At 59.8% G+C, this 7,662-nt stretch carries 7 protein-coding genes and 1 pseudogene; 4 read left to right on the top strand and 4 right to left on the bottom strand.

Annotation, left to right across the window (positions count from 1 at the left end; all coding sequences use genetic code 11):
- A partial coding sequence (locus tag LPW29_RS14530; protein ID WP_238628612.1) for a HipA domain-containing protein occupies positions 1–792 on the top strand: 792 nt, incomplete at its 5' end.
- Positions 793–822: 30 nt separating this feature from the next.
- Here LPW29_RS14530 and LPW29_RS14525 read toward each other — a convergent pair.
- The 3 genes from LPW29_RS14525 to LPW29_RS14515 form a co-directional block, all read right to left on the bottom strand.
- Positions 823–2,076: an IS256 family transposase gene (locus LPW29_RS14525; protein ID WP_238628611.1), complete on the bottom strand. Its 1,254-nt coding sequence runs from the start codon at positions 2,074–2,076 to the stop codon at positions 823–825.
- Between the two features lie 61 nt (positions 2,077–2,137).
- Entirely contained in the window at positions 2,138–2,944 is an 807-nt protein-coding gene (locus LPW29_RS14520; RefSeq protein WP_238628610.1) for a VPLPA-CTERM sorting domain-containing protein, read from the bottom strand.
- 423 nt (positions 2,945–3,367) lie between these two features.
- On the bottom strand, positions 3,368–4,423 hold the full coding sequence (locus LPW29_RS14515) for a nucleotidyltransferase domain-containing protein (protein ID WP_238628609.1): 1,056 nt from the start codon (positions 4,421–4,423) through the stop codon (positions 3,368–3,370).
- Between the two features lie 452 nt (positions 4,424–4,875).
- On the opposite strand from LPW29_RS14515, the gene LPW29_RS14510 reads away from it, so the two are divergent.
- The 3 genes from LPW29_RS14510 to LPW29_RS14500 all read left to right on the top strand — a co-directional run bounded on the left by LPW29_RS14510 (position 4,876) and on the right by LPW29_RS14500 (position 6,650).
- Positions 4,876–5,403, top strand: a complete 528-nt coding sequence (locus LPW29_RS14510; protein ID WP_238628608.1) for a hypothetical protein — start codon at positions 4,876–4,878, stop codon at positions 5,401–5,403.
- 78 nt (positions 5,404–5,481) lie between these two features.
- Positions 5,482–5,709 carry an HPr-rel-A system PqqD family peptide chaperone gene (locus LPW29_RS14505; RefSeq protein WP_238628607.1) on the top strand — a complete coding sequence of 76 codons (228 nt, stop codon included), beginning with the start codon at positions 5,482–5,484 and terminating at the stop codon, positions 5,707–5,709.
- 11 nt (positions 5,710–5,720) lie between these two features.
- Entirely contained in the window at positions 5,721–6,650 is a 930-nt protein-coding gene (locus tag LPW29_RS14500) for an HprK-related kinase A (RefSeq protein WP_238628606.1), read from the top strand.
- Between the two features lie 60 nt (positions 6,651–6,710).
- Here LPW29_RS14500 and LPW29_RS14495 read toward each other — a convergent pair.
- Positions 6,711–7,662, bottom strand: a pseudogene (locus tag LPW29_RS14495) (hypothetical protein); the annotation flags it as partial.

The raw sequence follows: 7,662 nt of genomic DNA, 5'->3' as shown, positions 1-7,662 counted from the left end.
ATCGATGATTTCCCGGCGCTGGCCCAACGCGTCCTCTCCGGGGGCGCCCCCGGCTCCTCGGTGGGGGGCGAGCAGCCCAAGTTCACCGCCGAAGTGGCGGGGCGCCCGGTGCTGGTGAAGTTCTCGCCACCAGACGACGGCAGCGCGGTGGCCCAGCGCCTGCGTGACCTCCTGGTCTGCGAGTACCTGGCCCTGACCACGCTCGGAGAACACCGGCTGGCCGTGGCCGAAAGCCGGTTGCTGGAACGGGAGGGGCGGTTCTTTCTGGAGTCCGTGCGCTTCGACCGGACCGCACGGGGCGGATGTCTACCCGCTCTTTCATTGCTCACCGTGGATGCAGAGTTCTGCGGTATCGGGCGGGACTGGGATCTGGCCATCCAGGCCCTCGCCCGGCAAGTCCGGGTCACCGACGAGACGCCGGCGACCGTCACCCTGCTTCAGGCCTTCGCCAACTGGATCGAGAACAGCGACCAGCACCTGGGCAACCTGACCCTCCAGCCCCACCCCGACGGACGGCTGGCGCTGGCCCCGGTCTACGACATGCTGCCCATGCTCCACGCACCCCGCCCTGGTGAGGTGCCACCGACACCGGTCTTCCAGCCCCCACCGGCCCACGGAGGCATCGAGCTGTGGCGCCAGGGCGGTGCCATGGCGCTGGATTTCTGGCGGCGAGCGGCGGTGGATGAGCGGATCTCCCCGAACTTTCGCGCCGTGGCGGCTGGGAGGGCGGAGGCCGTGGAAGTCGCGATTACGACGCCCAAGGCGCCAGATCTCGCTGCTCCCAGGTGGTAGCGAGTTATTGTCAAATCTGGTGTACGACGGTCAGGCGGCGTTCCTGTCTGACTGATCGATTACTTGCTCTCCGTCCTGGAACTTGACGTTGTTGATGACCAGTTCCAGCTTCTGGAAGTGCTTGATGCGTCTCCAGCGTTTCTGAGCGCTCTGGAGCAGTTTGAATACCATCGCCAGTGTCGTCGCCCGGGATCCACAGTTCCGGCTCCGCTTGGTCCGCAGGCGAACCGTGGCGAAGGTCGACTCGATCGGGTTCGTGGTGCGGATGTGCACCCAATGCTCTGCCGGGTAGTCGTAAAACGCCAGCAGTTCATCCCGATCCTTGTTCAGGCATGCCATCGCCTTGGGGTACTTGGCCTCGAAGCGTTTCAGGGTTCGATCAAAGGCCTTGTGCGCTTCTTCTCGGGTCTGCGCCATCCAGATGTCCTGGAGGTCAACCTTGACCTTAGGCTGCACCGACTTGGGCAGCTTGTTGAGTACGTTCGCTGTCTTGTGGACCCAGCAGCGCTGATGATCCGTCTGTGGATAGATCTTGCTCAGCGCCGCCCAGAACCCCATGGCACCGTCGCCCACGGCCAACTTGGGGCCGGTGGTGAGACCGCGCTCCCGCAGGTGCGTCAGCAGCGCCTCCCAACTATCCGCCGACTCACGGAACCCATCCTCGACAGCCACCAGCTCCTTGCGACCATGCTCGGTGACACCAATGATCACCAGCAGGCACAAACGGTCATCCATGCGCACCTTTCTGTAGATGCCGTCGGCCCACCAGTAGACGTAGCGACGGTCTGACAGGTCCTGCTGGCGCCACGCAGTGTGTTCGTCCTCCCACTGCTTCTTGAGCCGTGACACCGTGTTGGCCGAGAGCCCCTTGGCCTTCTCACCCAGCAATGCCTTCAGGGCCTCCTGGTAGTCCCCGGTGGAGACCCCCTTCAGGTAGAGCCAGGGAATCAACTCCTCAACGCTGCGAGCCCGCTTCAGGTAGGGCGGCAGCAGACTGCTGTTGAAGCAGGCGCCACCGCCACTGCGGTCACGCACCTTGGGCACCTGGACGCTGACATCACCAATCCCGGTCTGCACCGTGCGCTCGGGCAGGTAGCCATTGCGAACCACCGCCTGGCGCCCATCTTCGAGGCGCTGCTCGGCATACTGCGCCAGGAAGGTGGCCAGTTCAGCCTCGACCGCCTGGGCGATCAGGTCGCGGGCACCATGGCGCAGCAGCTCGTGCAGCGGATCTGTGGCCTGCGGTTCTGGTTGTGAAACAGCTTGAAGGGTAGACTTGGTCATGGCGTATCCGCTTTTGTTGATTGAGATCTTGGTTGTGATCAATCAACAGGATACGCCACCTTCACTTCCTCCCCCCATACACCAGATCTGAGCTTAACTCGTACCTCCTCGCCAGCCCCACCCCCAGGATGCCTGCCAGCATCAGCCACAGGGTGGCAGGCAGAGGCACCTCGGTTGCAGTCTTCCAGACCAGCAGGTCTTGCGAGTTATTTGAGCTCAGGACGTAGAAGTCCAGACGCGAAACAGCTTGATTTCCAGGGTCCCAGGAGCCAATCAAACCATGATTAGCCTCGACATCAAACTCTTTATAATCGAAGTCATCACCATTGATGATTCCCCAAAGAGCCAGCTGAAAGGCCGCATCCGTTTCTGCATCATCCCCCAAGACAACCGTCCCCTGATGCCCCTCCACCATATCTGTCAACGAAAAAAGCGCGGATATCCGAGAAAAGGTCGTATCTACCCAGTGGCTATCAGAATCGTGAATAGGCGACTCCAAATAATCTTTTAACGACCAGAGCGAATGCCCTCCAATGACACCCTGGCTAGCAATCAACTCCGAGGTTTGGATGCAGAAGGCATTGAAATCCTCATTGTCATCCCAAAACACATCACTTGCCCCTATACCGTCCCATCCCTGGCCGTCAATCCTCATACGAAACATGCCCGCAAATACACCGAGCCACTCGTTTCCATCACCGAAAGAGTACACATCGTCGCCGCGGATTTCCCCTGTCTTGGGATTATCTACCTGGAAGCCTTCGTATTTATGGATGGACAGATCCGTGAGAATAGCCCCAGCCTGCAAGCTCCCCGACCCCATAGCCGCAAGCACCAAAACCATACCTTTAATCAGACTCTTACGCATCGGAAGCCTCTCCGCCCGTTATGCATGGCACATCCAAAGGGGACGTGCTGATAGCACTTATTAACCCGGCAATCAAACAAATCACTTTATTTTTAATTTTATTGCTTCAGAATCAGTGACTTAAAGGAGCCGAGACGAACATGAATGGTCACCGGGTTAATAGAATGCACAAATCGGACCAGGGCAAAAACAACACTTCAAATACAATCACTTAATACCAGGGACTCACCCACCCCAAACCCCACTGTAAACCACACCGCCACAAATATTCATTTTTGAGGCATCCATCACAGAATTCCCCCAAACCCCCAACTACGCCTGACCACCAAAAGGCAGTCAAACCCAGCCCTACCGGGATTTTGTGACGCACCCCTCATTCCAGAAACGATACCGTAAAATATACCGACACCCACCCCAGAAAGGCTACGTCGCTCGCGCCCCACCCATCGGCTTCACCGCCACCCACGACTTATGCAACAGATGCCGCGCAAGCAGCCCCGGCGGCATCCTCAACCAGTGGTAGCGGACGAGCCCCGCCGTAGCCGCCACGCGCTGCCCCAGGGTGGGTCGCGTATCAGGGATTCGGGGCAGGCAACTGCGAGGAACGATCCAATCCATCGCCTTGCGGGCCAAAGGCGGGGGCGGTGCCAGTGGCAGATCATCAGGCACCGGTGTACCGAGCCAGCCACGGCAAAAATGCAAGGCATACCAAAGCACCCGCGAAGCCTGGTGCCATTGCGCATGCTCCAAAAGGGCCTCCCAATCCGCCTCGGTGACCAGGTGCTGGCGGACCAACGCGTCCATGTCCACCACCCCCCGCAACTCCCCCAGAAGCTCCGAATCCTGAAAGAGATGGATGGCAGCGTGGAGCACCTGATCCTGAGGGCCCAGCGCAAGGAAACGGGAATCCGGGATAGACTGAAGAGAAGCAAACAACCGCTCATCATCCGCCCGTGTACGGCTGGTCACCGGCGCGATGGTGTGGTGCAGATCCACCTCCAGCGGATGGCCCGGGTAGCGCAGCGGGGGCAGCTCATGACTCCATTCCCGGTAGTAGCGCTCGTCATAGGGATCCAGCACCCCGCTTTGCCACCCTGCCGCCTTCAGGGCACCCTCGGCAGCCTCAAGATCCCCCCGGGAGACGAGCAAGTCCACATCATTGGGCATCCGGCCTCGCCCCAGCGGCAAGTCCTGGAGCACGTAGGCCGCCCCCTTTAGGACCGTCACGGGCAAGTCTGGCGGCAAAGCCTGCGCCAGCGATCGCAACTCCATCAACATCCACTGCTCACGATAAGCAGCCGTGTTGATGGAGGCCTGAAAGTGACTTCGAACGCGCTCCGGGATGGACGCCCATACCGCATCATCATCCCGCAAACGATGGCCCAGCATGCCCAGCACGCGCGCCTGACGAGCCAGACGCACGGTCACATCCCAATCCGCAAGCCCCATGGCAGAGACATGCCCAGCGTTCCGCAACACGCCCAGCAAATGCCCTACCGGGGAGCCTCCCAAGCGCTCACCCACCCCAGGACCGCTCAGTGGCAGCCCCCCAATTTTCGCCAACCCCATCCAGCAATACCCCGATCCGTTCGATAGCCTTACACATCCGCACCACCAGCTTCGGGGTGGAGTACCCCCAATTCGTCAGACAACGACCTAAGAGGGTCAGATTTTCGCTACACTATGGCAAGATAAGCTTGGCCAGTAAGGTATCATCTGAACCGTGCAGCGTCAGAAAATTTGACACCACTTCAGAGCAGGACGCCAGCCCCGGCCCCATTGAAAGCCAGGCCACTGTTTTTGAAATCAAATCGATGGCTGGCACAAAAATTGCGAAATGATTCGGTGAATGGTCATGACGGCCTGCCCTTGACACTCGGCTTTGCTTGCGGCAACACCCAAGGCAGGCAGTACCCCTCAGGAGTTTCTCGATGAACCCGAATGACAAGACGACCTCAGCAGAGCAGGATCCACTGGCACAGCCAGATCACGTTCAAAACGCCAACCAAAGCCACCAGACATCCCGTCGGCGGTTGCTGAAGGCAGCGACGGTCGCGCCGATCATTTACACGCTACCCAGTGGTGGGGCGCTTGCCGCGACTTCCTCCTCCTGCCTTAACGATAGCGACAACATCATTACTGGAGTAACAAAACAAACAGAACAAACAACAATCACCAATACTCAGTGCAACCCAGGAAAAGGTAATGCTCAGGCGAACAGTAGTGCCTGCAATCAAGGCACAGGGCAGAACCTAACCTTCACCTCCACTACCACCGAAACAGAAACCGATAAACTAATAGCTGGCGAACAAGTTTTCACTTCCACTGGCAACCCAAACGAATACCACAGTAATGGAAAAGACTATATTTATGAGCCTGATAGTCAAACCCTTATAGCAGGGTCTTGTTGGAATTCGATCAATCTGAGTACCACAAAAACCTTCAATGGATTCCTCTAAGATCCACCTTCTAAAGGCAACAGCAACCCGCAGTCAAACTTAGCCATAAAGATGCATCTAGCCCTACGCTATCGCCCAATGGACGACGGCGGCATTCTATTCAACGAGACCACCTGGAAGACCCACATCCTCACCGCCTCGGCCGCCATCGTATACGAGACCCTGATCGAACATGGCGGCGGAAATGCGGTAACGGCGACCGAAGCCAGAGATGCGCTACGCAACGTCCTCGACCTCGATCCCGACACACCAGACATCACCCAACTCCTCGCCATGCTTGAAACGCTCGGCGTGATCCGCGGATGAGCATGCCAGGCATGCGGCTGCAGGAGTGCAATCCGGGTGAACTCAGCCAGCGCTGCCGCGCCGGACAACTCCACATCGACTACGGCGCCGCCCTCGTGCGTGTGCGCAGCCCCCTCGATGCGTTCGCGCGAACCCTGCAGCGCACCTACGGTGCCTTTCGACCCCCACAATCCGACCAGGACGCGTTTGCCGACTATCATGTCGAGGTCGTGCGCCCGCGCGGTCCGCGCGCCTTCATTCGGCCGCAATCCCAGTTTCGCATCGACGGCATCCAGCCGTTCGATCCTTTTCCGTGCTCCAATGCACTGCCGCTATTCGAATGGGGTGTGAATTGGTGCTTCGGCCAGCGGGCCAATCAATACATCCTGCTGCATGCCGGCGTGCTCGCCAAAGGCGGGCGCGCCGTCATCATGGCCGCCCCTCCCGGCTCCGGCAAAAGCACCCTGGCCGCGGCCATGATGCTGCGCGGCTTCCGCCTTCTGTCCGACGAATTCGGTGTCCTGCGCCCCGACACCGGTGACCTTGTGGCGATGCTCAAGCCGGTCGCGCTCAAGAATCAATCGGTCGAGATCATCCGCGCCTTCTCAGAGGACGCGGTCATCGGCCCCCTATTCACCGGCACCCGCAAGGGCGATGTCGCGCATCTGGCACCGAACGACATCAGCGTGGATGCGATTCACCAGGCCACCCGCCCGGCACTGGTGATCTTCCCATCCTTTGAGGCAGGTGCCACGCTCAACAGTCGCCGGTTACCAGGCAAGGATGCCTTCGCCCATCTCGCCTTTAACAGCTTCAATTATCATCTGCTGGGCCCGATCGGCTTCGAGGCCGTCGCCGATGTGATCGCCGCCTGCCCGGCCTATCAGCTGCGCTACAGTGATCTCGACGCGGCCATCAGCCATATTGAGGGGCTACTTGACCAGACCACCGGCAAACCATAAAGCCTCGCCCTACCCCATCCACCCCACGATCAAATCCCATCGCGGCCACGCATCGCCACATCAAGCATCACGAGCGACACCATCTTCCCTCTGCTGCCCACGCACAAACCCAGGATCCGGCGGCTCTAGGCCCGGGTATTCGGAAGCCACCTTGCCAGAGGGCTGCCAGCCCGATTCACCCCTACCATCCGATCGAGATGAGCCCCCCATTTTTCGGGCATCCCAATCCCGAATCCCCATCAACCCCCACCACCCCATTGCGCAAACCTGCCACCCCAGCCACGCAGCGGCCATCGCAATCCACTGGCTCGTGGGATCCGGCCTCAACCCCGCCATAAAGAGCTTACCCGCCTCCATCACGAAGGCCAGGAGCAGCCCCAGAATCACCGCAGACAACACGCCCTTGCGGGGCGTGATCCCCCGTGGGCCCCAGCGCCATAGCCACACCCCGACCCCTACGGGCAAATACATCAGCACATGAAAAATTACACTGCCTATTGCCACCGCCTCGGGCACATTGTAGTGGTACCAGAAAGGCAGAAACCGCACAGAGTCCAATTTGGAAAGCACCGAACCGGTTTCCAGCGCGAAACCCTCGCCCCCAAGATTGAGCACAGACACAAGCAACAGAAACGGCACCAACAGCAGCCCCACCACCGGCCGAGCCCAATGACGCAAACGATCGGGGCTGAAATGGTCACGCTCCAGAAAGAGCACCGCCCCCAAAGCCACCCCCAGCGCTCGAGACAACCATGATCCGCCCTCGGCCACGCCCGACACCGTAACGAATTGCCCAAGCTCCACCAGCAGCCCGAAAGCCAACGCGAAGACCATGACCACGGCAAATCTCGCGGCCCCACCCAAGGCGGGTGCGGCCCTGAACAGCCACCAACCCAAAAGAACCCCTATCGGCGCCGTCATCACCAGGATCATGCTTCTCAGCACCCACCACTCGCCCCCTCCTGAGACCGGAGCCTGCCACAGCCCCCACCGATCCGAATCCAGCTTGGCG

The organism is Ectothiorhodospira sp. 9100 (assembly GCF_022227565.1).
Lineage (GTDB): Bacteria > Pseudomonadota > Gammaproteobacteria > Ectothiorhodospirales > Ectothiorhodospiraceae > Ectothiorhodospira > Ectothiorhodospira marina.
Note: the sequence above shows the minus strand (reverse complement) of the source record. Positions and strands in the feature narration are given on the sequence as shown.